This is a genomic window from Methylobacterium sp. ap11 (genome assembly GCF_900110515.1).
Lineage (GTDB): Bacteria > Pseudomonadota > Alphaproteobacteria > Rhizobiales > Beijerinckiaceae > Methylobacterium > Methylobacterium ajmalii.
In genome coordinates this window covers 148,220-170,415 of record NZ_FOEB01000003.1, presented here as the reverse complement: position 1 = coordinate 170,415, position 22,196 = coordinate 148,220, and the positions used below count along the sequence as shown (strand labels likewise).

Below are 22,196 nucleotides of genomic sequence, written 5' to 3'. Positions count from 1 at the left end.
CCGGGCCCGCGCGAGGGCGGAATCGAGGCCGGCTCGGGACGGATCCCCGGAACCCGCGACGGCGCTGCCGCTCGTTGCCTTGGAACGGTGGCGGGCGCGCGATCAGGCGCGCCGGTGCCTCACGGCTGCCACTGCTCGAACGCCTCGCGCATCACCTTCTCGCCGGCATTGCCCTTCTCGAAGGTCAGGATCGCCCGGTTGCCGTTGGCGTAGCGGATCGGCAGGTCGATCCAGTTGCGCTTGAGCAGCAGGTCGGTGTTGCGCTCGATGTCGGCCTTCAGGTTCGACAGGCCGATCAGGAACAGGTTGTCGCGCACCGGCACCGGCAGGCCGGAGACCGGCGAGCCGCGGCCGGTCTCGTCGTCCTTGAACTGGATCAGCCCGACGTCGCGCACCGTGCGGTTGGCGTCGCTCGCCGTGAAGGTCAGCTCGATGATGTGCGAGGCCGGCAGGGTCGCGTCGGTGTTGCGGCGCAGGACCAGGGCGAGGTTCAGGCCCGCCTCCGGCACGTCGATCGTCGCCCGCACCACGGTCTGGAGCGGCTGGCCCTGGCCGGCATTGACGGCATCCAGGCGCCAGACCACCCGGGCCTGCGTCGCCTTCGGGGCCGAGCCCTGCGGGCCGTTCTCCTCGTAGAGCGTGCCGCGCTGCGCCACCGCGATGTCAGGCGTCGGCGCGGGCCGGGCAGCCCCGCCCTGCGGCGCGGCCGGTGGGGAAGTGGGCGCCTGGGCGGCCCGATCGCCCCCGACCCGGTCGGCGAACTTCGAATCCTGGTTCTCGGCCGGCCGGTTGGGGCCGTTCTCGGCAAAGCCCGTCGGCAGGGCGGCCGGGTTGTCGCGCAGGGACCAGGCGGTGACCGCGATGGCGCCGACCACCGCCGCCAGCACCGCCGCCACGATGCCGTTGCGCACCAGCCGCGAGCGGTCGCGCTTGGGCGCCACCACGTCGAGGCGCGGGCGCTGCGGGCCGGAGCCGGCGGCCTCGCCGGCCGGGTCCTCGGCGGCCGGCTCGGGCGTGCGCGGGCGGGACGGCGGCAGCTTCAGCTCGACCGGGGGGCCGGCCTCCGGCAGGGCGTCGGCGGTGAAGGGGGCGGGCGGCGCGACCGGGGGAGCGGGGAGCGGCGCGGGCGGCGTGGCGCGGGGCAGGCCGTTCGCCTCCGCCGCCGCCGGCGGGGTCGCCTGCGCGGCGACCGGCTCGGGGTCGCGCGGGGGTTCCTTCGCGGCCTCCTTCGGGGGCTCCGGGAGGGCGGGCTCCGGCTGGCCGCCATGCTCGGTCTCGAGCCGGGCAATCGCCCGGTCGAGCGAGACCCGCTCGGCCTCGATGTCGGCCTCCGACAGCGGCGGGTCGAGGGAGCGGAGCTGGCCGATCAGCGCCGCGCGGGCGCGCTCGTAGACCGTGTGCCGCAAATCGGGCGAACGGTCCGGCAGGGCCTCGAGGGCGCGGGCGAGCAGGGGGTAATAGTCGGCCATGGTCGCCGCATGCCTTGTCGTGCGGGGCGGCGGGCGTCAAGCTTCGCCCGCCGGGATGCGCGCGGGATTCCGCTCAATCCTCGAAGGGGTTGTGGACCAGGATGGTGTCGTCCCGCTCCGGCGAGGTCGAGAGCAGCGCCACCGGCGCGCCGATCAGCTCCTCGATGCGGCGCACGTACTTGATCGCCTGGGCCGGCAGGTCTGCCCAGGAGCGGCCGCCCGCGGTGGTCTCGCTCCAGCCCTCGAAGGCCTCGTAGATCGGCTCGACCCGGGCCTGGTCGGCCTGGCTCGCCGGCAGGTGGTCGATCACGCGGCCGTCGAGGCGGTAGCCGGTACAGATCTGGATCGTCTCGAAGCCGTCGAGGATGTCGAGCTTGGTGAGCGCGATGCCGTTGATCCCGGAGGTCCGCACGGTCTGGCGCACCAGGGCGGCATCGAACCAGCCGCAGCGGCGCTTGCGCCCGGTGACGACGCCGAACTCGCGGCCGCGCTCGCCGATCCGCTCGCCGATCGCGTCGGTGAGCTCGGTCGGGAACGGGCCCTCGCCGACCCGGGTGGTGTAGGCCTTGACGATGCCGAGCACGTAGCCGATCGCGCCCGGGCCGAGGCCCGACCCCGTCGCCGCCTGCGCGGCCACGATGTTGGAGGAGGTCACGTACGGGTAGGTGCCGTGGTCGACGTCGAGGAGCGCTCCTTGAGCGCCCTCGAACAGGATGCGCTTGCCGGCGCGGCGGGCGTCGTCGAGGAGCGACCACACCGTGTCGGCGAAGGGCAGGATCTTGGGGGCGATAGCGAGCAGCTCGGCCTTCAGCGCCGCGCCGTCGATCTCGTCGATGCCGAGGCCCCGGCGCAGGGCGTTGTGGTGGGCCAGCAGCCGGCCGATCTTGGCGTCGAGCATCTCGGCGTCGGCGAGGTCGACGACGCGGATCGCCCGGCGGCCGACCTTGTCCTCGTAGGCCGGGCCGATGCCGCGCTTGGTGGTGCCGATCTTGAGCACCGCGTTCGAGGTCTCGCGGAAGTGGTCGAGCTCACGGTGCAGCGGCAGGATCAGGGTCGCGTTGTCGGCGATGCGCAGGTTCTCGGGCGTGATCGCCACGCCCTGCTGGCCGATCTTGGCGATCTCCTCGACGAGGTGCCAGGGATCGACCACGACGCCGTTGCCGATGACCGACAGCGTGCCGCCGCGCACCACGCCCGACGGCAGCAGCGACAGCTTGTAGGTCACGCCGTCGATGACGAGGGTATGGCCGGCATTGTGCCCGCCCTGGAAGCGCACCACGACGTCGGCCTGCTCGGAGAGCCAGTCGACGATCTTGCCCTTGCCCTCGTCGCCCCACTGGGCGCCCACGACGACGACGTTCGCCATATCAAAAACCCGTCCCTGCCCCGCCACGCGAAAAGCCCCGGCGCGTGGTAGGCGCGGGGCTGATCGGCTTGCGGATGGTGTCACGCGTCTGCGCTCTTCGGCGATCCGGGCCTGGAAATCAAGCTGGGCCCGGGAGATGCCCCGGATGCGCGGCGCGAGGCGCTACTTCGCCTCGGTGCCCGGGCCCTGGCCCGGCAGCTCGCCGGGCTTGATCACCGGGGTCGAGTTCGGGGTCGGCTCCGGGGGCTTCACCGCCATGTCGGGCGTGCCGGTGGCCGGCGGCTTGATCACGCCGTCCGAGCGCTGGAGCTTGTCGCTCAGCGTCGAGCCGGTGGTGTCGGACTTGTCGGCGTTCGAGGTCGCGTCGCCGGGCCGGACCTTCTCGGGGATGGTCTGGTTCAGCGGCGGCAGGTTCGGGTCGCGGTCGCGTCCCTTCAGGGGTACTTCGGGCGACTGGGCGAGGGCGGCGGTGGCGCCGGCGACGATCGCCAGCGCGGCGAGCCCGCCACGCATCAGCTTGGACATCGGGTTTCTCCTGCGAGTGGAGTCTCCCGAAGGAAACCGGGCCGGCTCCCGAGGGTTCCGGCCGCGCTTGGTCTCGGCCGTCCTAGCCGTCAGCCGGCCCTGGCCATCTCGAGGTAGAGGTCGCGCAGGCGCCGGGTCATCGGGCCGGGCTGGCCGCCGCCGACGCGCGTCCCGTCGATCTCGATCACCGGCATCACGAAGGCCGAGGCCGAGGTGAAGAACGCCTCGGCGGCGGCTTGCGCCTCCGCCACCGTGAACGCGCGCTCCTCGACCGTGAGCCCGTTCTCCTCGGCGAGCCGCATCACCGCCCGGCGGGTGATGCCGGGCAGGAGCGCGGTCGAGAGCGGCCGGGTGACGATGCGGCCGTCCTCGGTGATGATGAAGGCGGTCGAGGAGCCGCCCTCGGTCACGAAGCCGTCCTCGTGCATCCAGGCTTCCGCCACGCCGGCGGCGGCGGCCTGCTGCTTGGCCAGCACCTGGGCGAGCAGGGCCACCGACTTGATGTCCCGGCGCTTCCAGCGCAGGTCCTCGACGGTGATGACCTTGGCGCCGCGCTCGGCCAGCGGGTTCGCCGAGACGGTCTTGGCTTGCGTGAACATCACCACGGTCGGCGGCGTGCCCTCGGGCGGGAAGGCGAAGTCGCGCTCGGCGACGCCGCGGGTCACCTCCATGTAGACGAGGCCTTCCTCGAGGCCGTTGCGGGTGACCAGCTCCTCCTCGAGCCTCGTCCACTCGGCGATGCCGTAGGGGTTGCGGATGCCGATCTCGGAGAGCGATCGGTCGAGGCGGGCGAGGTGGGCCTCGTTGTCGACGAGGCGCCCGTCGAGCACCGCGCTCACCTCGTAGATCCCGTCGGCGAACAGGAACCCGCGGTCCATGATCGGGATCGTCGCCTCCTCGAAGGGCACGAAGCGGCCGTTGACGTAGACGATGCGGGACATGGCGGGCCTTCCTCTCGCGGGGCCGACGGCGCGGCCGTGCACGAACAAGAGGTCCTTGAAGCATCAGCCGGCGCTCGGCGGCAAGCGCGATTCCGGCCGGCCCGCCCTGCACGATTCGGGCGGGCTCCCGGCCCGCGCGGCGGTTGCGCTCGGTTGCGCGCGCGACCTATCGTCCGTCGACACGGAGAGGACACGACATGCGGCTCACCCCCGACGCGAAGGGCGTTTTCCCCATCGCCCCGACCCCGTTCCACCCGGACGGCCGCATCGACGAGGCCTCGATCGACCGGATGACCGATTTCTACGGCGAGATCGGCGCGACCGGCCTCACCGTGCTCGGCATGATGGGCGAGGCGCCCAAGCTCGACGGCGCCGAGGCGATCGCGGTCGCCTCCCGGGTGATCCGGCGCACCAAGCTTCCCGTCATCATCGGCGTCTCGGCCCCGGGCTTCGCCGCCATGGGCTCGCTCACCCGCGCGGTGATGGAGGCGGGCGCCGCCGGCGTGATGATCGCGCCGCCGCCGTCCTTGCGCACCGACGACCAGATCGTCGGCTACTACGCCCAGGCCGCCGAGGTGATCGGCCCCGACGTGCCGTTCGTGATCCAGGACTACCCGCTGACCCTGAGCGTGGTGATGACGCCCGGCGTGATCCGCCGCATCGTCGCCGACAACGCCAATTGCGTGATGCTCAAGCACGAGGACTGGCCGGGCCTCGAGAAGATCTCCGCGCTGCGCGCCTTCCAGCGCGACGGGTCGATGCGGCCGATCTCGATTCTGTGCGGCAACGGCGGCCTCTTCCTCGACTTCGAGTGCGAGCGCGGCGCCGACGGCGCCAATACCGGCTACGCCTTCCCGGAGATGCTGGTGGACGTCGTGCGCCTCTCGGCGGCCGGCGAGCGCGCGCAGGCGCACGACATCTTCGACGCCCACCTGCCGCTCCTGCGCTACGAGCAGCAGCCCGGCGTCGGCCTCGCGGTGCGCAAGTACGTGCTGATGCGCCGGGGCATCCTCGCCTCGGACGCCCAGCGCAAGCCGGCCGGCGGCCTGTCGGCGGCGGCCCGCGCCGAGGTGGACTTTCTGCTGGAGCGCCTGGGGCGGCACGACCCGCGGGCGCGGGTCTGACCGCCCGCTCGTCCCGGGGCCTCCGCAAAAAGAGCCCCGGGACGTGTTCGGCGATCAGGACTCGCCAAACACCCGCCGGAAGATCGTGTCGACGTGCTTGAGGTGGTAGCCGAGGTCGAAGCACTCGGCGATGGCCTCGGGCTTCAGCGCCGCGGTTACCTCCTGGTCGGCCTGGAGCAGGGTGAGGAAGTCGCCCTCGCCGCGCCAGACCGGCATCGCGTTGCGCTGGACCAGCCGATAGGCGTCCTCGCGCGACACGCCGGCTTGCGTGAGCGCCAGCAGCACCCGCTGCGAGTGGACGAGGCCGCCGAGCCGGTCGAGGTTGCGCTGCATCTGCTCGGGGTAGACCAGCAGCTTGTCGACCACGCCGGTGAGGCGGGCGAGCGCGAAGTCGAGGGTGACGGTGGCGTCCGGGCCGATCATCCGCTCGACCGAGGAATGCGAGATGTCGCGCTCGTGCCAGAGCGCCACGTTCTCCATCGCCGGGAGCGCGTAGGACCGCACCATGCGGGCAAGGCCCGTCAGGTTCTCGGTCAGCACCGGGTTGCGCTTGTGCGGCATCGCCGAGGAGCCCTTCTGGCCCTCGGAGAAGTACTCTTCCGCCTCCAGCACCTCGGTGCGCTGCAGGTGACGCACCTCGATCGACAGCCGCTCGATCGACGAGGCGACGACGCCGAGCACCGCGAAGAACATCGCGTGGCGGTCGCGCGGGATGACCTGGGTCGAGACCGGCTCGACCGTGAGGCCCATCTGGGCGGCGACGTATTCCTCGACCCGCGGATCGATGTTGGCGAAGGTGCCGACGGCGCCCGAGATGGCGCAGGTGGCGATCTCGGCGCGGGCCGCGACGAGGCGGGCACGCGCCCGCTCGAACTCGGCATAGGCTTGAGCGAGCTTGAGCCCGAAGGTCACCGGCTCGGCGTGGATGCCGTGCGAGCGGCCGATGGTCGGGGTGAGCTTGTGCTCGAAGGCCCGGCGCTTGAGGGCGGCCAAGAGCCCGTCGATGTCGGCGATGAGCAGGTCGGCGGCGCGGGCGAGCTGCACGTTGAGGCAGGTGTCGAGCACGTCCGACGAGGTCATGCCCTGGTGGACGAACCGCGCCTCGGGCCCGACGATCTCGGCGAGGTGGGTCAGGAACGCGATCACGTCGTGCTTGGTGACCCGCTCGATCTCGTCGATGCGCGCGACGTCGAACACCGCGTCGCGCCCCTTCTCCCACACCTTGGCGGCGGCCTCCTTCGGCACCACGCCGAGGTCGGCCAGCGCGGTCGTGGCATGGGCCTCGATCTCGAACCAGATCCGGAAACGCGCTTCCGGCGACCAGATCGCCGTCATCTCGGGCCGGCTGTAGCGGGGGATCATCGTCGGGGCTCCTAGCTCGGGGCGGGGGGTGATGCCGCGACGGCTAGGGGAAGCGGTGCGAGAAGGCAAGGAAGGGGAGGGCGGTGGTCACAGCACCCTTCGCCTGCGGCCCGGGCCACCGGGCCACCCCGCGCTTTCGGGTCAAGCTTTCCCACCCACGCCCTCGGGATGAGGTCGTGGGTGGGAAAGGCTGGTCCTGCACCCGAGCGGTCGCGTCGTATGCCGCGGTCGTGAGGCGCGCGCTCAGAACCGCATCGTCAGCCCGCCATTCACCGCGTACCCGTCCCCGCCCGTCCGAGCGAAGGTGGTGCCGCCGGTGAGCGTCAGGCTCACGCCCGGCGTCACGTCGGCGGCAAGGCCCGCCTCGACGAGGCCGTAGGTGCCCCGCGCCCCGCGGCCGAGCGGGGTGAGGATCGGCAGGAGCGGCGTCGAGGTGAAGGAGGTCACCAGCGTGCGGCCGCCGTCCAAAAATTCGTGCTCGGCGGTGACGTTGACGAAGGCGCGGACCGGCAGGCCGACGAGGTGGAAGGGCGCGGCGCGGACCTGCACTCCGGCCCGGCCGACGAGCGACTCGAGGCCGGTGGCGCCGACCGATTGCGTCAGCACCGGGTCGCCCCGCTCGGTATAGGCGCCGACCCGGGTGGTGGCGTAGGTCAGGCCGACGATCGGGCCGAGGCGCACGGGACCGAACGTGTCGAACAGGTAGCCGGCCTTCGCCGCCACCGCGACGCTGTCGCCGCCGGTGGCGCCGTTGAGCGGATCGACCACTCCGGGGCGGGTCACCGCATAGTCGTGGCGGCCGTAGGCCAGCACCGCGTCGGCGAAGAGGTTCGTGCCGGTGAACGAGCCGTAGGCGGCAAAGCCGTAGCTGTCGACGTCGATCGCGCCTGCGCCGCCGCGCAGGTTGGCGTGCGGGTTGGCGTAGTTGAAGGCGAAGCCGAAGCGCACGCCCGGCATCGGCGTGGCCTCGAGGCCGATCGTGCCGCTCGGGCTGTCGTAGTCGTAGCCGGTGGCGAATCCCCGGCTGGCGCGGCTGCCGCCGGCATAGCCCCCCTGGCCCCACACGATGAGCGGGCTCGCCGGGGCACCGAGCGGCGCGACGCCGGTGGTGCCGAGGGCGCCGGTCGTCGCGCCGGGAGCGGGGGCGAAGAGCCGGTAGGCGTCGAGGCGCTGGAGCAGGGCACCCGCGAAGCTGGTGGTGCCGATCTGGCCGAGCTCGGCCTGGGCGGCGATGCCGTTCGGCGCGGCGAGCGCGTTCGCCATGTAGCGCGACAGGACGAGGTAGCCGCCCTCGGTCAGGTGCACGCCGTCGAGGGAGAGGAAGGTGTTCTGCACCGCTTTCGGGGCGCCGATGCAGGCGGCGACGAGGGCGCAGGGCGTGGTGGTGTTGGTAAAGCCGTAGCGGCCCGGATCGGCGATGATGCGCTGGAAGATCTGGCCGTTGTCGAGGAGGAAGATCCGGGTGCCGGCGGCGGAATACGGCGCGAGGCCGGTCTGCAGCCCGTCGAAATAGGTGCGGGCGAAGAGGTCGGCCGCCGGGGCGTTGCCCGAGGCGGCCACCCGCGGCAGGCCGTTCAGGGTGGTGAAGCCGTTGAACACGATCGTCTGCGCGCCGGCGCCGACGAGCTGCCCGACGCTGCCGACGGCGTTCGTCGCTGAGATCCGGCCGAGCAGCGGCGCCTGGGCGGCGGTGAGCCCGGAGAGCGCCGCGCCGATGCCGTCGTTGCCGCCGATGTTGATGGCGACGAGATCGCCGGCGCCGAGGCGCTGGCCGCGGGCCAGGAACGCCGCCACCTCCTGGGTCAGGCCGGGCAGCAGGGCCGAGCCGACATTGCCGGTGCCGGTCTGGGCGCCGCCGACGGCGTAGTTCGTCACCGCGGCATCCGGCAGGCCGTAGATCGCCTGCAGCCCGTCGACGAAGTTGGCGCCGTTGGAGTAGCGGCCGTTGACATAGGGAAAGCCGAGGGGGCGGCCGGTGAGGCGCACGACGTTGCCGGTATCGGCGTAGCTGTCGCCGAACACGGTGAGCCCGGTCACGCCCTGCGCGCTCGCACCCTCGGCGCCCGCGAGCGCCGTGCCGGCGAGCCACGCGGCGATCAGACCTGTCCGGCGCAGCCGCCCGAAATCCTTACCCATCCGTCGTCTCCCCCGGGGCCTGCGGCGTCGTGGCACCGCTTCGGCACGAGGATGGGGCAGGGCCGGACGAATTCGGTCAAGCTTCGTCCGGGCGGGTTACGAAGGCGAAAAAGAAAAGGCCCGGTCCTGTGGCCGGGCGGCGACAGGGATGGGCCGCTCAGGTCTCCTCGACCCGGGCCCAGCCGTTCGGCATCAGCCGTTCCTGGGGTGTGAACTTGGCCTTGTACTGCATCTTGCGCGAGCCCTCGACCCAGTAGCCGAGATACAGGTACGGCAGGCCGAGGCTGCGGGCGCGCTCGATGTGGTCGAGGATCATGAAGGTGCCGAGGGAGCGGTCGGCCTCCACGGGGTCGTAGAACGAGTAGACCATCGACAGCCCGTCGGAGAGCACGTCGGTGAGGCAGACCGCGACCGGCCCGCCGACGCCGCGGCCGTTGATGGCGGTGTCGGGGCCGCGCCTGCGGTAGACCACCAGGTGGGTGTCGACGTGGCTGTCCTCGATCATCATGGCGTAGTCGAGCACGGTCATGTCGACCATGCCGCCGTCGCCGTGGCGGGCGTCGAGGTAGCGGCGGAAGAGCGCGTACTGCTCCGAGGCCGGGCGGTTGGGCTGGATCTGCCCGACGAGGTCGCGGCTGCGCCGCACCACCCGGCGCTGGCTGTCGCTCGGGCGGAAATCGTCCACCAGCACCCGCACCGAGATGCAGGCGCGGCAGGTCTCGCAGGCCGGCCGGTAGGCGATGGTCTGCGACCGCCGGAAGCCCCCCTGCGTCAGGATCTCGTTGAGGTCGCGGGCGCGCCGTCCGACGAGATGCGTGAAGACCTTCCGCTCCTGCTGCCCCGGCAGGTACGGGCAGGGCGAGGGCGCCGTGAGATAGAACTGCGGTGCGTCCCGCGGATGGCTGGTCACGCTTCGTCGTGCTCGCAGGCAAGGACCGGCGCCGGCGCCGGGAGGGCCAGGATAGCACCGGCGCGGCCCGCCTCAACAGGCGGGTGGCGCGCCGGCGCCGATTCCCGGGATTTAAGCGCGGCAGGGCCCGGAAGGTTGCAGCCCGCGGGGCGCGGGTGCGGCCTCAGACGTCGCGCACCACCGCGAGGTCGATGACGAGGTCGTGGCCCATCCGCCGGTCGGCCCGTAGCACGCCGATGCCGATGTCGAGGAGCCAGAGCAGGAAGGTCGAGAGCGCGACGTAGAACAGCAGCGCGTGGACCGCCGCGGTGATCCAGTCCACCGGCCCGCCGGTCGTCGCCCGCACCGCCCGCAGGCCGAGCATCCGCATGCCGAGCGTGCTCTGGCGCGGCCCGCCGACCGTAATGGCGCTGTAGAGGATGCCGCTCGCCGGCAGGATCGCGTAGAGCACCCAGGCGACCCCGAAGGTGATGACGCCGAGGAACGAGATCGCCAGCCACAGCAGGCAGCTGAAGCCGAAGATGAACACGATGTCGAGCAGGTAGGCCATGAAGCGCCGCGACAGCGAGCCGTGCGCCACCATCACCGGCGGCCCGCCCCAGCCCGCCCCGGCCGGCGGGTATCCGCCCGGATAGGGCCCGCCATAGGAGCCCGCCTGGGGCCCGGTCTGCCAGGAATTCGCCATCGCATCCGTCTCCGCGCTTCGCCCGGTCGCATTGTCCTCGGCGATAAGGTGGGCGCGGCCCGAGCCGGTCTCAAGAGCCGGTCCCTCCGTGCCGGCCCCTGCCGGTCCCCGGTTCAACCCCACGGAGCGATCTCGCAGCTGCGTCATCCCGGAAATTCCCGGATCTCGGCGCCCGACGTGCCGCCGCGCACATTGCCGTAGATGATGCGGGATTAATCTATAGTGATTACAGGTGTGTGCGGGCACACATCCGCGATGTTCGTCGTCTTACAAGATCTCGATATCGCAGATGGCCGCCTCCGGCAGCGGAAGGTATTCTTCCCGGGAAGACAGTCTTCCCATGCGGAGGCCGCCTCGACATCGAGGATCGACCCCATGAAGACGCTCGCGCTCTCCAAGCTCGCCGCCGTCACGATGGCGGCGCCCCTCCTCGTCGGCACGGCCCGGGCCGATGGCGGCGGCGACGGACGCATGCCGGCGGGCGGCGCCCACATGAGCAGCTACGTCCACCATCCCTACCACGATCCGCGCTCCTCCCATTCGCAGGTGCGCGGCACCGGGCAGCTCCTCGGCGCCCCGATGGTGGCGGAGCGGCCGGCGACCGGCCCGGCCCTGCGGGATTCCGGCACGCGCCGCTGGGCGGTGCAGCCGCCGCGCCGCTGAGGCGGCGAACCTCGGCAACCGACCCCGACCGCAGGGGAAACGCGGAAAAGCGACGGGTCCCAACGCATGCAAGAATGAAAAACCCTCCGTCGCTCGTTCATCGATAAAACAACGGGAGGACGATCCGTGGCAGCAGACCCCATCGGAAGGACGCGTCCGGGCGGCAAGGAACGGGTCCGCGCCGCGACGTACGGCGCGATCCTTGCGGCATCCTGCCTCGTCGCGGCGCCCGGGCCCGCCCGGGCCGGCTCCGCGGCGCAGCCCGGCCAGTCGCTCGGGCTGCCGGTCGGCGCGCAGATCCCGCACGGCGTGTACTGGATCACCACGACGAATTTCGGCGTCCGCGACACCGGCCCCGGGGTGACGCCGCTCAACGTGAACGCCACGACCCTAGCCTGGGCGACGCCCTGGGACATCCTCGGCGGCCGGCTGCAGCTCTTCGCTGCCGGCTCGTACTCGGCGGTCAGGCCGCAGGACAGCGACTGGCAGAGCGGCCTCGGCCAGCCGCTGCTCGCCGCCCAGCTCGCCTGGGACCTCGGCAACGATTTCGGTTTCAGCTACCTGCTCGGCGGCTACCTGCCGAGCCAGACGGGCTTTGCGACCCAGACCTCGTCCCTGACGCACCGCTTCGCGCTGAGCTACGTCGGCAACGACTGGAACCTGACCGGCCACCTGTTCTACGGCCAGTTCCTCGACACCACATCGAAGTCGGGCGTCGTCTATCCCGATTACATGAACCTCGACCTGACCGCGACGAAGAAGTTCGGCAAGTGGCAGGTCGGAGGCGTCGCCTTCGCGTCCACCGACCTGCCGACCGGCGTGGCCGGCGCCCGGCCGCAGGGTCAGATCGCGGTCGGCGGGCTGATCGGCTACAATTTCGGCCCGGTGAACCTCCAGGCCTACGTCACCCGCGACCTGATCGACCGCAACTACGGCGGCCGGGACACCCGGGCGTGGCTGCGGGCGGTGGTGCCGCTCTACCAGGACAAGCAGGAGGCCGCGCCCGGTCGCACCCTGGTGACGCGCGAGCAGTCGCGCTGAAGCCCCCCGCGGCGTCGGGTCAGCCGCCCGTCGCCGCGGTCCCGAGCGGGCCGATCCGCCGCGGCTCCAGCCCCTCCTCGCGCAGGGTGTGGAGGATCTCGGCGGTGTGGCCGGGGCCGCGGGTCTCGATCGTCACGTCGATCGAGACGCTCTTGGCCGGCACGTCGAGGTGCAGGCGGCCGTGCGAGACCTCCAGGATGTTGGCGCCGAGCTCGCCGAGCCGCCCCGCCACCTGGCCGAGCACGCCGGGCCGGTCGCTCGCGGTCATGCGGAACGAGATGATCCGGTCCGCGCGCTCCAGTTCGCGCACCATCACGGAGGCCAGCAGCCGCGCGTCGATGTTGCCGCCGCACAGCACCAGCCCGACGGTGCGGCCGGCGAACAGGTCGGGCCGGGCGAGCAGGGCCGCGAGGCCGGCGGCGCCCGCTCCCTCGGCGAGGCTGCGCTGGAGCGTGGCGTAGTCGTGCACCGCCCGCTCGATCTGCGGCTCGTCGACGAGGACGATCTCGCGCACGAAGTCGCGGATGATCGGCAGGGTCAGGCGGCCGACGGTCTTGACGGCGATGCCCTCGGCGAGCGTCGGCCCGCCGATCGGGCGGTCCTGCCCGTCGATGGCGTTCAGGAAGGAGGGGTAGAGCGCCGCCTCGACGCCGGTGAGCGCCACCCGCGGCCGCAGGCTCGCACCAACCGCAATGCCGCTCATCAGCCCGCCGCCGCCGATCGGCACGACGAGACAGTCGAGGTCGGGCGCATCCTCCAGCATCTCCAGCGCGATGGTGCCCTGGCCGGCCATCACCAGGGGATCGTCGTAAGGGTGGACCAGCACGAAGCCGTGCGCCTCGACGAGGCGGTCGACCGCCGCCGCCGATTCGACCAGGGTCTCGCCCTCCAGCACCACGGTGGCGCCGTGGGCCCGGGTATTCTCCACCTTCACCAGCGGCGTCGTCGCCGGCATCACGATGGTGGCCGGGATGCCGAGGCGCCGGGCGTGGTAGGCCACGGCCTGGGCGTGGTTGCCGGCCGACATCGCCACCACGCCGCGGCGGCGCTCGGACGCGGTCAGCGCGCTCAGGCGGTTGACCGCGCCGCGCTCCTTGAAGGCCCCGGTCGCCTGCATGTTCTCGTGCTTGACCAGCACCCGTGCCCCGGTGAGCTCCGACAGGCGCGGCGCCGGCACAAGCGGCGTGCGCAGCACGTGGCCGCGGATGGTGTGGGCCGCCCGGACGACGTCGTCCGGGGTGATGGCGTAGGGCTGGCTCACGCGGGGGCTCTCTCCGGGGAAGCGGCACTGTAGGGCCGGCGGCGCCCCGCGTCAGCCCGGCCCCGGATCGGCGAGCGCGGCGTCCGGTGTGTCGAGATAATAGTGCTTGAGCAGGTAGAGCGCCGCGCCGCCGACCGGGCCGCGGTCGCTCGTCAGGCCCGAGAGGTCGGTACGGCTTAATCCCGAGAACTCGCAGACCGCGTAGCGCGGCAGCGGGCTGCGGCCCTCGCGCTCCTGCGAGAAGTCGACCCGGATGCTGCGCTCCTGCGGGCCCGGCGCGGTACGCAGGACGGTGATGCGGGCGCCGGCCGGTACCAGGGTCGGCAGGGCCCGCCGGCAGGTCCGGGCCTGCTCGGCATCCGGGCTGCCGGCGCAGGCGGCGAGGCCCATGAGCGCCGCGAGCGCCGCGAGCCTCGGCCTCACCCCCGACGCGATCACCCTTGCCGCTGTCACCCTCGCCGCTGTCACCCCTGCCGCAGCCGCTCGGCGACCCGCGGGGCGAAGTAGGTGAAGATGCCGTCGGCGCCGGCGCGCTTGAAGGCGGCCAGGCTCTCCATCATGGCGCGCTCGCCGTCGAGCCAGCCGTTCTGGGCGGCGGCGGCGATCATCGCGTACTCGCCCGAGACCTGGTAGGCGAAGGTCGGGACCGAGAAGGTCTCCTTCACCCGGCGGATCACGTCGAGATAGGGCATCCCGGGCTTGACCATCACCGAGTCGGCGCCCTCGTCGAGGTCGAGGGCGACCTCGCGCAGGGCCTCGTCGGTGTTGCCGGCATCCATCTGGTAGGTGCGCTTGTCGCCGACCAGCGTGGCGCTGGTGCCGATCGCGTCGCGGAACGGGCCGTAGAAGGCGCTGGCGTACTTCGCCGCGTAGGTCATGATCTGCACGTCGCGAAAACCCGCCCGATCGAGCCCGGTCCGGATCGCGCCGACGCGGCCGTCCATCATGTCGGAGGGGGCGATCACGTCGGTGCCAGCCTCGGCCTGGATCAGGCTCTGCTCGACGAGGAGCGCCACCGTCTCGTCGTTGACGATCACCCCGTCCTCCAGGAGGCCGTCATGGCCGTGGCTGGTATAGGGGTCGAGGGCGACGTCGGTGATGACGCCAATCTCCGGCACCGCCCGCTTCACCGCCCGCACGGCGCGGCAGACGAGGTTGTTGCGGTTGAGCGCCTCGGACCCGGTCGCGTCGCGCAGGTGCGGCTCGACGAAGGGGAAGAACGAGATCGCGGGGATGCGCAGGGAGGCGGCCTTCTCGGCCGCCCGCACCGCCTCGTCGACGGTCAGGCGCTCGACGCCCGGCATCGAGGCGACGGGATCGCGCCGGCCCTCGCCCTCGATCAGGAAGATCGGCCAGATCAGGTCGTCGACGGTCAGCGTCGTCTCGCGCACCAGGCGGCGCGACCATTCGGCCTTGCGGTTGCGCCGCGGGCGCTGGGTCAATCCCAGGGAGGCCGGCTCGGTCCGGGCAGCTTCCCGGGCGAGCGGCCGGGGCATCGGCTGGATCTGCGACATCCGGGGTCGGGCCTCCTCGCGGCCCGCTCCAGGTCGGGCCTGATCTTCGTCGAATTCGTCCAATCCGCAGGTAGCACGTTCCGGGCGGCGCCAGAACCCGGGGGTGGCCGCATGGCAGGGCCGCAGGCGCCCGGCGGGGGCACGGAGACGGGTGGTGGCGTTGACGCGACGGGCCCCGGGCGGTTAACCGCCCTTAACCGGGGGAGCGAGGCACCATGGGCGACGCGGGCGGGACGGCGGACGACACGGTGCTGGTCGAGCGGCGGGGGGCGGCGGGCTTCCTCACCCTCAACCGGCCGAAGGCGCTGAACGCGCTCACCCTCGAGATGGTGCGCGCCTTGCGCGCCGCCCTCGACGCCTGGGCGGCGGACCCGGCGGTGACCCGGGTGGTGATCCAGGGCGCCGGCGAGCGCGCCTTCTGCGCCGGCGGCGACATCCGCCGCATCCACGAGGAGGGGAGCGCCGGGCGCCATGCCGAGGCCGAGACCTTCTTTCGCGAGGAATACGAGCTCAACGCGCTGATCCAGCGCTACCCCAAGCCCTACGTCGCCTTGATCGACGGCATCGTGATGGGCGGCGGCGTCGGCGTGTCGCTGCACGGCTCGCACCGGGTCGCGGCGGAGCGCACCGCCTTCGCGATGCCGGAGACCGGAATCGGCTTCTTCCCCGATGTCGGCGCCACCTACGCGCTGCCGCGCCTGCCGGGCTTCGTCGGCACCTATCTGGCGCTCACCGGCGAGCGGATCGCCCAGGGCGACGTCGTCGCCTTCGGCCTCGCGACCCACGCCGCTCCGGCCGCGGCGTTTCCGGCGATCCGCGACGCGCTCGCCGAGGGCCGGCCGGTCGAGGCGGCGATCGGCACCCACGCGGTGCCGCCTCCCGGCCCGCTCCACGCCGAGCGGGCGCTCGTCGAGGCCTGCTTCTCGGCCGATACCGTGGCCGAGGTGCTCTCCCGCCTCGACGCCGCCGGGTCCGAGTTCGCGAAGAAGGCCGCCGCGACGATCCGCACCCGCTCGCCTACCAGCCTGCGCCTGGCGCTGGCGCAGATGCGGCGCGGCGCCGCCCTGTCCTTCCCGGAGGCGATGCGGCTCGAATACCGCATCCTGTGCCGGATCCTGCGCGGGCACGACTTCTACGAGGGCGTCCGCTCGGTCCTGATCGACCGCGACGGCAAGCCGGATTGGCGCCCCGCCACCCTGGAGGCCGTCACGGCCGAGGACATCGAAGCCCATCTCGCGCCGATGCCCGGCGAGCCGAGCTTCACCTAGGCCATGCGCTCCCTCAGCAAGGTCCGGGGCGGTCCCCGGCGGGCGGGCCCCGAGGACACGGCCGACCGCATCGAGCGCCGGGCGCCGCGGCCCGAGACACGCTGGGACGTGGTCCTGGTCTGGCTGATGCGGGTCGTGGCGGTGGTCTGGATGGTCAAGGGCCTGAGCGCCTGGGCCGAGATCCTCGGCGCCCGCCCCAACGCCGCGCCGTTCGAGGCCGCGCCGATCGGCCGGCAGGCGGTGATCGTCTATTTCGGCGTCATCAACCTGCTGGCGGCGGTGGGCCTGTGGCTCGCCACCGCCTGGGGCGGGGTGGTCTGGCTGCTCGCCGCCACCTCGGCGATGGTGCTCGCCCTGCTGGCGCCGCAGCTCCTGCCGATGTCGCTCCCCAGCCTCGCCTTCGACGGCATGATCATCCTGGTCTACTTCGTCGTATCCTGGCTGGCGTCGCGCGAACTACGCTGATCCTCAACCTTTCTCGAAAGTGAATGATCGGGTTCATCTTCGGTTTACCGACAGAGGTAAATCGAGAATTTATCCTGTCGTTTAAACTCACATTCACGGGGTGCGCCTAATTTGAACCCATAAGCGGAGCGGGACACACCGCCGAGCACCCCCGTACAGAGTGAGGCGTTCCCATGAAGACCCAGGCGACGAAGGTGGCGCAGACGATCTCCGCTCCCGAGACCGAGACCGCGGTGCGTCCCCACTACCTCGAGGCCCTCCACCTGGTGGAGCGCCTGCACCGCCGCCTTCTCGACGTGATCAAGGACGAGTTCGAGCGCCGCGGCCGCGAGGACGTCAACAGCGTCCAGGCGCTGCTGCTCTACAACATCGGCGACAAGGAGCTGACCGCGAGCGAGCTGCGCACCCGCGGCTACTACCTGGGCTCCAACGTCTCGTACAACGTCAAGAAGCTGGTCGAGACCGGCTACCTGCACCACGCCCGCTCGAAGACCGACCGGCGCTCGGTCCGCATCAGCCTGACCGACAAGGGCCGCGAGGTCCACGAGATCGTCCGCGGCCTCTACGACAAACACGCCAAGACGATCCAGCCGATCGGCGGCATCTCCGAGGACGATTTCGGCCGCCTCAACGTGGCGCTCGCCCGGCTGGAGCGCTTCTGGACCGACCAGATCCGCTACCGCCTCTGATCGGACCGAGCGACGATCGATCCCGGGGGCCGCGCAAGGCCCCGGGATGGAACGAGGTTCCGGGCGGTCTCGCGGATCCCGCCGCCGGGAGGAGATCGACGGTGGCCGCGCAGCCGGCCCGCGCCACGGGACCCCGCGTTTTTCGCGCACGATCTTTGCCGATCGTTGACCCTGGCGGTGGACCGGGGCATTGCGCAAGCCGGCGAGGCGGGTTCCATCTTGATTAAAAAATATTTTCAAAATATAATTTGCTAAATACCTAAGTAATTGTACGGAAAAACGATGACGGCAGAGAATTCACGGAAGGTCGCGCTCATCACCGGCGTGACGGGGCAGGACGGCGCCTACCTGTCGGAGCTGCTGCTGCGCAAGGGCTACGTCGTCCACGGCATCAAGCGCCGGTCGTCGTCGTTCAATACGGGGCGCATCGAGCACCTGTACCAGGACCCCCACGTCGTCGATCAGCGGTTCGTGCTGCATTACGGCGACATGACCGATTCCACGAACCTGATCCGGGTCATCCAGCAGGTCCAGCCGCACGAGATCTACAATCTCGCGGCGCAGAGCCACGTCCAGGTCAGCTTCGAGACGCCGGAATACACCGCCAATGCCGACGGCATCGGGACGTTGCGGATCCTGGAGGCGATCCGCATCCTCGGCCTGACCCAGCATACCCGCTTCTACCAGGCCTCGACCTCCGAGCTCTACGGGCTCGTCCAGCAGGTGCCGCAGAGCGAGACGACGCCGTTCTACCCGCGCAGCCCCTACGCGGCGGCCAAGCTCTACGCCTACTGGATCACGGTGAACTACCGCGAGGCCTACGGGATGCACGCCTCGAACGGCATCCTGTTCAACCATGAGAGCCCGTTGCGCGGCGAGACCTTCGTCACCCGCAAGATCACCCGGGCGGTCGCGGCGATCCGGCACGGGCAGCAGGACACGCTCTATCTCGGCAACCTCGACGCCCGCCGCGACTGGGGCCATGCCCGCGAATACGCCCGCGGCATGTGGCTGATGCTGCAGCAGGACCAGCCCGACGACTACGTGCTGGCGACCGGCGAGACGACCCTGGTGCGCGACTTCGTGACCGCCGCCTTCGCGGAGGCCGGGATCGGGCTCGAATGGGCGGGCAGGGGGGTCGAGGAGACCGCGCGCTGCACCCGCACCGGCCGGGTCCTCGTCGAGGTCGACCCGCGCTACTTCCGGCCGACCGAGGTCGACCTGCTGATCGGCGACCCGACCAAGGCGCGCGAGAAGCTCGGCTGGGTCCACGAGACCAAGTGGCAGGACCTCTGCGCCGAGATGGTGCGCCACGACCTCGCGACCGTCGCCCGGGAGCAGCCGCGCCATGCCGACTGAAACCATGCCGAGTGAGACGATACCGAGTGAGACGATGCCGAGCGAGCTCCTCTACCCGCTCGCCGGCAAGCGCGTCTGGGTCGCCGGGCACCGGGGCATGGTCGGGAGCGCGGTGGTGCGGCGCCTGGCGGGCGAGGGCTGCGAGGTCCTGACCGCCGACCGCCGCACGGTCGACCTCACGCGCCAGGCCGAGACCGAGGCCTGGATGGCGGCGGCCCGCCCCGACGCCGTGGTGCTGGCGGCCGCCCGCGTCGGCGGCATCCTGGCCAACGCCACCTATCCGGCCGATTTCCTGTACGACAACCTGATGATCGAGGCGAACGTCGTCGAGGCGGCCCGCCGCACCGGCGTCGAGAAGCTGCTCTTTCTCGGCTCGAGCTGCATCTACCCGAAATTCGCGCCCCAGCCGATCGCCGAGGATGCCCTGCTGACCGGGCCGCTCGAGCCCACGAACGAGTGGTACGCGATCGCCAAGATCGCCGGGATCAAGCTCGCCGAGGCCTATCGCCGCCAGCACGGCTGCGACTTCATCTCGGCGATGCCGACCAACCTCTACGGCCCTGAGGACAATTTCGACCTCGCCGGCAGCCACGTCCTGCCGGCCCTGATCCGCAAGGCGCACGAGGCCAAGCGGCGCGGCGACGAGGAACTGGTGATCTGGGGCACCGGCACGCCCCGGCGCGAATTCCTGCACGTCGACGACTGCGCCGATGCCCTGGTGTTTCTGCTCCAGCGCTACACGGGCGAGGCGCACGTCAATGTCGGGTCGGGCACCGACATCGCGATCTACGACCTCGCCGAGATGGTGGCGGAGGTCGTGGGCTTTCGCGGGCGGATCGCCCGGGACACGAGCAAGCCGGACGGCACGCCCCGCAAGCTGATGAGCGCCGAGCGGCTCCGGGCGATGGGTTGGAGCCCGCGCATCCCGCTCCCCGAGGGGATCCGCGCCGTCTACGACTGGTTCCTGCAGAACTGGACGCAGACGCGCGCCTGAGCGCCCGCGCGGCCGGCCCGACCCTGCGTCGGGCCGGCCGCGTTGGCCGGGGTCACCGCTCCTGCAGGGCCAGCCGGATGCCGAGCCCGAGATAGATCGCGCCGACGACCCGGCCCTGCCAGCGGCCGATGCGACGGTGGCGCGCGAGCCAGCCGGCGACCTGCCCGGCCGCGAGCGCGACCAGCGCCGTGTAGACCACGCTCATGCCGACGAAGACGAGCCCGAGGACGACGAGCTGCGCCGGGACGGAGCCCTGCCCGGGACGGACGAATTGCGGCAGGAACGCGAGGAAGAACAACGCCGTCTTGGGGTTCAGCACCTCGGCCAGCACCGCCTGCCGGAAGGCGAGGCGGGTATCGACCAGTCGGGCGGGGCCGAGGGACAGCTCGCCGCCGCGTTCGGCCAGTGCGCGCAGGCCGAGAACGATCAGGTAGGCGGCGCCGGCATACTTCACGAGGCTGAAGGCGAGCGCCGAGGTCATCAGCACCGCGGACAGGCCGACCACGGCCATCGCCGTGTGCAGGAGGTCGCCCGCCGCGATTCCCAGGCCGGTCGCGATGCCGACGCGGCGACCGCCGACGGAGGCGCGGGCGAGGACGAGGAGCACCGCCGGGCCGGGGATCAGGAACAGGCCGAGGACCACGGCGGCGTAGGTCAGGAGCGTATCGGGATCGGGCATCGGTCTCGTCCTCCCCGGCTGCGACGGCGCGCCGGCCGGGGTAATCAAGCCCGGATGATCCGCCCCGTGCAACCGCCCGGGCCGGGTCCCGCCGTGCAGCGGTCCAAGCGGACCTGCGTTGGCTTGCCCACGGTACACGACACTGAGATCCTGTTTGACCGATAGATATACTCTATCCAATAAGCAACCTCATCCTGAGGTGTTAGTCGATCTGTGATCGGCTGACCTCGAAGGAGGGCTTCAGAAGTCTCCGAGATCACTGGATCCCTCCTTCGAGGCTCACTGCGTTCGCACCTCAGGATGAGGTGGAGGGTAGGATAGAAAATCCCCTCGCGATCGTGTCGTCGTAAGTCAAACAAGGTCTGAGATTGTGGAGGCCGTCCGAGGGCGTTCCGAGGAGGCTCGCCCCCTTTCCCGGACGACTGGAGCCTCGGCGCAGGGAGATCCGGGACCCGGCACAGGTGTGCCGCGAAGCGGCTCGGCATGCTGCACCGTCGCGGACGCACGGACGCTTCGCGGCTTGTCGCGCTGGATCCCGGATCTCCTTGCGCTTCGCTGCAGTCGTGCAGGCCCGTACCGGGCCCGGAAAGGGGTTGGCCGACGATGAGCCGGGGAGCCCGGCCAGGGCCAGTGTCGTGTCCCGTGGGCAGGCCACGCTTCGCCCGCTCAGGTTCTTGTTTCGTCGCGGATTTCCGGCGCCGAACCGGTCACCACTTCGGCGAAATCGGCTTAGTTCACGAAGGCCCGGCTGCGGCTGTCGCGCGCCCGCACGCTCGTCAGCGGCAGCCGGAAGACCCGGCGCTGATCCTGATCCTCGACCCGGACGGAGCTGTGGGTCCAGTCGCACGCCACCTCGCTGTCGTCGAGCAGGCCGGCCGCGAGCTTCGCCGCCACCTCCAGGGCATCGGCCGGGCTCGCCAGCTCGACCCCTTCGGGGTCCAGGATCAGGCGACGCCCGGCCTGGAAGTGGAAATAGTAGACGGTCATGGCAGGCTCGGCGACGATTCTCCTCCCGTATGCCATACGGCACGGCGAGAGGGGATTGTACCTGCGTCAAACTTGTATTTTTTGTGCGTGTTTGAAGTCGTCGGCTTTCCGAATTGTCCCGTCGACTTGTAAAATTATCGATTGTCGACAGCGAGACCTTCGCGAAAAGTTCGGGTGCGGCTTTCGCTTGCGCCCAAAAAGAAAGCCGCCCGAAGGCGGCTCTCGTCGTTCGTTTCGGTCGTCCGGGGCCGCGGGGCGGGCCGGAACCTCAGGCCTGCAGGCGGGTGCGGACCTCGCCGAGGCTGCGGCGCACCAGGTCCTGGGCGGCCTCGCCGCTGACCTTCTCCCGCAGGATGGTCTCGGAGACCCGCACGGCGGCTTCCGCCGCGGCGGCCCGCACCTCGGCGGTGGCCTGGGCCTCGGCCTGGGCGATCTTGGTCTCGGCCGCCTTGGTGCGGCGTGCGACGAACTCGTTCAGCCGGGCATGGCCCTCGGCCGCGGCGGCCTCGGCCTCGGCGCGGGCGTTGGCGACGATCTCGGCGGCCTCGCGCTCGGCATCCGAGCGGCGGCGCTTGTAGTCCGCCAGGACGGCCTCGGCCTCCTCGCGCAGGCGACGGGCCTCGTCGAGCTCCTTGCGCACGCGGGCGCCGCGCTTGTCGAGCCCGCCGATGATCTGGTCGAACAGACCCATCTTCCAGGCGATGCCGCAGAACACCACGAAGGCGACCGCGACCCAGAACTCCGCATCGAACAGCATG

22 protein-coding genes are annotated in these 22,196 nt (G+C 71.3%); 8 read left to right on the top strand and 14 right to left on the bottom strand.

All coding sequences use genetic code 11. The features are described from left to right. Window positions 1-119: 119 nt before the first annotated feature. The 4 genes from BMX97_RS05370 to BMX97_RS05355 all read right to left on the bottom strand — a co-directional run bounded on the left by BMX97_RS05370 (window position 120) and on the right by BMX97_RS05355 (window position 4,301). Window positions 120-1,469 carry a histidine kinase gene (locus BMX97_RS05370; RefSeq protein WP_091746285.1) on the bottom strand — a complete coding sequence of 450 codons (1,350 nt, stop codon included), beginning with the start codon at window positions 1,467-1,469 and terminating at the stop codon, window positions 120-122. Between the two features lie 73 nt (window positions 1,470-1,542). Then, entirely contained in the window at window positions 1,543-2,835 is a 1,293-nt protein-coding gene (locus BMX97_RS05365; protein WP_060849734.1) for an adenylosuccinate synthase, read from the bottom strand. A 162-nt stretch (window positions 2,836-2,997) separates the two neighbouring features. Next, on the bottom strand, window positions 2,998-3,360 hold the full coding sequence (locus BMX97_RS05360) for a hypothetical protein (protein WP_060849735.1): 363 nt from the start codon (window positions 3,358-3,360) through the stop codon (window positions 2,998-3,000). A gap of 89 nt (window positions 3,361-3,449) precedes the next feature. Next, window positions 3,450-4,301 carry a D-amino-acid transaminase gene (locus tag BMX97_RS05355; protein ID WP_091746282.1) on the bottom strand — a complete coding sequence of 284 codons (852 nt, stop codon included), beginning with the start codon at window positions 4,299-4,301 and terminating at the stop codon, window positions 3,450-3,452. A 197-nt stretch (window positions 4,302-4,498) separates the two neighbouring features. Between BMX97_RS05355 and BMX97_RS05350 the strand changes: the two genes are divergently transcribed. Then, window positions 4,499-5,425 carry a dihydrodipicolinate synthase family protein gene (locus tag BMX97_RS05350; RefSeq protein ID WP_058619644.1) on the top strand — a complete coding sequence of 309 codons (927 nt, stop codon included), beginning with the start codon at window positions 4,499-4,501 and terminating at the stop codon, window positions 5,423-5,425. A gap of 54 nt (window positions 5,426-5,479) precedes the next feature. Here BMX97_RS05350 and purB read toward each other — a convergent pair whose 3' ends face one another. The 4 genes from purB to BMX97_RS05330 form a co-directional block, all read right to left on the bottom strand. Further along, entirely contained in the window at window positions 5,480-6,787 is a 1,308-nt protein-coding gene (purB, locus tag BMX97_RS05345) for an adenylosuccinate lyase (RefSeq protein WP_091746280.1), read from the bottom strand. A 243-nt stretch (window positions 6,788-7,030) separates the two neighbouring features. Beyond that, window positions 7,031-8,923: an autotransporter domain-containing protein gene (locus BMX97_RS05340; RefSeq protein ID WP_091746277.1), complete on the bottom strand. Its 1,893-nt coding sequence runs from the start codon at window positions 8,921-8,923 to the stop codon at window positions 7,031-7,033. 157 nt (window positions 8,924-9,080) lie between these two features. Continuing rightward, the gene (locus BMX97_RS05335) at window positions 9,081-9,833 is read right to left on the bottom strand and encodes an arginyltransferase (RefSeq protein ID WP_091746275.1); all 753 of its coding nucleotides are present in this window, start codon (window positions 9,831-9,833) and stop codon (window positions 9,081-9,083) included. Window positions 9,834-9,996: 163 nt separating this feature from the next. Further along, complete coding sequence (locus tag BMX97_RS05330) at window positions 9,997-10,518, bottom strand: RDD family protein (RefSeq protein WP_091746272.1); 522 nt, start codon at window positions 10,516-10,518, stop codon at window positions 9,997-9,999. A 375-nt stretch (window positions 10,519-10,893) separates the two neighbouring features. Between BMX97_RS05330 and BMX97_RS05325 the strand changes: the two genes are divergently transcribed. Together BMX97_RS05325 and BMX97_RS05320 are read left to right on the top strand one after the other, a co-directional pair. Beyond that, entirely contained in the window at window positions 10,894-11,181 is a 288-nt protein-coding gene (locus BMX97_RS05325; RefSeq protein WP_091746269.1) for a hypothetical protein, read from the top strand. A gap of 126 nt (window positions 11,182-11,307) precedes the next feature. Beyond that, window positions 11,308-12,222 (top strand): transporter, encoded by a 915-nt coding sequence (locus tag BMX97_RS05320; protein WP_348273112.1) that lies wholly within the window; start codon window positions 11,308-11,310, stop codon window positions 12,220-12,222. A gap of 19 nt (window positions 12,223-12,241) precedes the next feature. Here the strand turns inward: BMX97_RS05320 and BMX97_RS05315 are convergent, their stop codons facing one another. From BMX97_RS05315 to hemB, 3 genes are read right to left on the bottom strand one after another with little or no spacing between them, the layout of a single operon-like run. Further along, a complete protein-coding gene (locus BMX97_RS05315; RefSeq protein ID WP_091746266.1) occupies window positions 12,242-13,483 on the bottom strand; it encodes a threonine ammonia-lyase in 1,242 nt (413 codons plus the stop codon). 51 nt (window positions 13,484-13,534) lie between these two features. Continuing rightward, a complete protein-coding gene (locus tag BMX97_RS05310; protein ID WP_244538294.1) occupies window positions 13,535-13,906 on the bottom strand; it encodes a hypothetical protein in 372 nt (123 codons plus the stop codon). Between the two features lie 41 nt (window positions 13,907-13,947). Further along, window positions 13,948-14,997, bottom strand: a complete 1,050-nt coding sequence (hemB, locus tag BMX97_RS05305) for a porphobilinogen synthase (protein ID WP_060849748.1) — start codon at window positions 14,995-14,997, stop codon at window positions 13,948-13,950. 215 nt (window positions 14,998-15,212) lie between these two features. Here hemB and BMX97_RS05300 point away from each other — a divergent pair, with 215 nt between their 5' ends. From BMX97_RS05300 to BMX97_RS05280, 5 genes are all read left to right on the top strand, one after another. After that, complete coding sequence (locus BMX97_RS05300; RefSeq protein ID WP_091746261.1) at window positions 15,213-16,265, top strand: enoyl-CoA hydratase/isomerase family protein; 1,053 nt, start codon at window positions 15,213-15,215, stop codon at window positions 16,263-16,265. 3 nt (window positions 16,266-16,268) lie between these two features. Continuing rightward, window positions 16,269-16,730 (top strand): DUF6163 family protein, encoded by a 462-nt coding sequence (locus tag BMX97_RS05295; protein ID WP_091746258.1) that lies wholly within the window; start codon window positions 16,269-16,271, stop codon window positions 16,728-16,730. A 173-nt stretch (window positions 16,731-16,903) separates the two neighbouring features. After that, on the top strand, window positions 16,904-17,419 hold the full coding sequence (locus BMX97_RS05290) for a transcriptional regulator LdtR (RefSeq protein ID WP_060849751.1): 516 nt from the start codon (window positions 16,904-16,906) through the stop codon (window positions 17,417-17,419). Between the two features lie 282 nt (window positions 17,420-17,701). After that, entirely contained in the window at window positions 17,702-18,778 is a 1,077-nt protein-coding gene (gene gmd, locus BMX97_RS05285; protein ID WP_091746255.1) for a GDP-mannose 4,6-dehydratase, read from the top strand. A gap of 34 nt (window positions 18,779-18,812) precedes the next feature. Continuing rightward, complete coding sequence (locus tag BMX97_RS05280; RefSeq protein ID WP_091746252.1) at window positions 18,813-19,772, top strand: GDP-L-fucose synthase; 960 nt, start codon at window positions 18,813-18,815, stop codon at window positions 19,770-19,772. Between the two features lie 52 nt (window positions 19,773-19,824). Here BMX97_RS05280 and BMX97_RS05275 read toward each other — a convergent pair whose 3' ends face one another. From BMX97_RS05275 to BMX97_RS05265, 3 genes are all read right to left on the bottom strand, one after another. Further along, window positions 19,825-20,451 carry a LysE family translocator gene (locus BMX97_RS05275; protein ID WP_091746251.1) on the bottom strand — a complete coding sequence of 209 codons (627 nt, stop codon included), beginning with the start codon at window positions 20,449-20,451 and terminating at the stop codon, window positions 19,825-19,827. 729 nt (window positions 20,452-21,180) lie between these two features. Next, entirely contained in the window at window positions 21,181-21,438 is a 258-nt protein-coding gene (locus BMX97_RS05270; RefSeq protein ID WP_091746248.1) for a DUF6894 family protein, read from the bottom strand. Window positions 21,439-21,706: 268 nt separating this feature from the next. Further along, on the bottom strand, window positions 21,707-22,192 hold the full coding sequence (locus BMX97_RS05265) for a F0F1 ATP synthase subunit B family protein (protein ID WP_091746998.1): 486 nt from the start codon (window positions 22,190-22,192) through the stop codon (window positions 21,707-21,709). Window positions 22,193-22,196 lie beyond the last annotated feature (4 nt).